This is a genomic window from Microbacterium sp. P5_E9, assembly GCF_054049175.1.
This window is the reverse complement of the sequence record NZ_JBFUMV010000031.1, coordinates 1-1,913: the sequence shown is the minus strand read 5'-3', so window position 1 is coordinate 1,913 and position 1,913 is coordinate 1. Positions and strand designations below refer to the sequence as shown.

The following is a 1,913-nucleotide window of genomic DNA, read 5'->3' as shown; positions in this document are numbered from 1 at the left end:
AGTGAGGACAACCCCATCAGCCTCACGATGTGGTCATGGGGTGGTGGCGACACCTCGGTCATCGAGGACGCGTATGAGGAGCTGCATCCATACGTTGACCTCAAGATCACGCAGTTCGGCGGCAGCGGAGACGTGTACACAAAGCTCGGCGTCACGTTGAAGGCCGGGCAGGGCGCCCCCGACCTGACCGGCATGGAATTKATGAACCTGCCCAGCTACGTCGCACAGGAAGGCCTCCTGGACCTGTCACAGTACGGAGGCAGCGCCGACGACTTCAACCCCTCCGCAGCAGCGGGGGCTTCGGTCAACGGTGGACTCTATGCGATCCCCACCGACACCGGTCCGCTGGTGATGTACTACAACGCGAAGCTGTTCGACGAGCTGGGCATCGCTGTTCCGACCACATGGGACGACTATCGCGCGGCGGCTGAGACTCTCAAGGAGAACGGCCACTTCATCGCGAACATGGACCCGGGCGACCCGAGTCTCACGATGGGCCTTCTGCAGCAGGCGGACTCGCACCCGTTCCAACTCGCCGGGGACGCAGATCTGACCGTTGGTTTCGGGGACGAAGGGGCCCAGCAGTACAGCGAGTATTGGACCGCGATGCTGAACGACGGTCTGGTGCAGCCCGAACCAGCGTGGTCGCAGGAGTGGTTCAACCACTTGGCCGACGGCACGTACGCGACCTGGCTGACCGGCGCATGGGGCGGTTCGGTGCTCTCGGGCTCGATTCAGCAGGTTGCCGGTGATTGGCGGGTCGCAACGCTTCCCAACTGGTCCGACGTGAGCAACGGCGTATGGGGCGGATCGGGAACGGCGGTCACGGTCCAGAGCAAGCACCCGGCCGCGGCCACCGCCTTCGCGCAATGGTTCGCGGAAGATCAGTTCCTCGGGCAGCTTGATAACGCCGCCAACATGCCCTTCCCGGCGAGCCAGAAGGTGCTCGACGACCCTCGCTACGTCGAGGCCTCGAGCGAGTTCCTCGGCGGCCAGAAGCCGGGCGAGCTCTATATCGCCTCGTCCGAAGCGGTCAACCCCGACTGGCAGTTCCTTCCATACCAGCTCTACGCAAACACCATCTACAAGGACACGTTCGGACAGCATGTCGACGGCGACCATGATCTGATGGCCGGTCTGAAGGCCTGGCAGGAAAAGATCGTCGCCTACGGCACCGACCAGGGGTTCAACGTCACCAGCCAATAGGTGACGCTCATATCCGTCGTCTGAAATCGCGGGGTCGGCTCGGAGACGGGCCGACCCCGACAGCTAAAGGAATGAACACGATGAAATACGCCCAGCTCGGTCGCAGCCGACTCGAGGTGTCACGAATGTGTCTCGGCACAATGAACTTCGCCCGCTTCGCCGACACCGCCTCCAGCCACGCGATGCTGGACCACGCACTCGACGGCGGAATCAACTACATCGACACGGCAAACAGCTACGGCACCATAGGACGACCCTCCGCCGTTGAGGAGCTCATCGGTGAGTGGATCGTGGGTGACGACTCGCGTCGGGATCGCATCGTGCTCGCAACCAAGCTGTACGAGGCACGTGAGGACTGGCCGAACTCGGGTGGGCTCTCCTCTTGGAGCATCCGCCGCGCAGTGGAGCAGTCGCTCACGCGGCTGAAGACGGATCGCATCGACATCATTCAGATGCACCATGTCGACCGCCGCGCACATTGGTCAGAAGTGTGGGAGGCGTTCGACGTTCTTCGCGATCAGGGAAAGATCCTGTATGTCGGATCGTCGAACTTCGCGGGCTGGCATCTGGCCAGCGCCCAGTATGAAGCGGCCATGCGGGGGAGCTTCGGGTTGATTTCTGAACAGTCCATATACAACCTGGCTCAGCGCTCCATTGAGTTGGAGGTCCTTCCCGCCGCCGAGGGTCTGGGTATCGGAGTTGTCGCA

2 protein-coding genes are annotated in these 1,913 nt (G+C 62.5%); both read left to right on the top strand.

What is annotated here, in order from left to right; genetic code table 11:
• Positions 1 to 1,206 (top strand): ABC transporter substrate-binding protein (locus ACXJ3V_RS20005; RefSeq protein ID WP_457102109.1); only part of this gene is annotated, 1,206 nt, incomplete at its 5' end.
• Positions 1,207 to 1,286: 80 nt separating this feature from the next.
• On the top strand, positions 1,287 to 1,913 hold a 627-nt coding region (locus ACXJ3V_RS20000; protein WP_457102108.1), incomplete at its 3' end, for an aldo/keto reductase.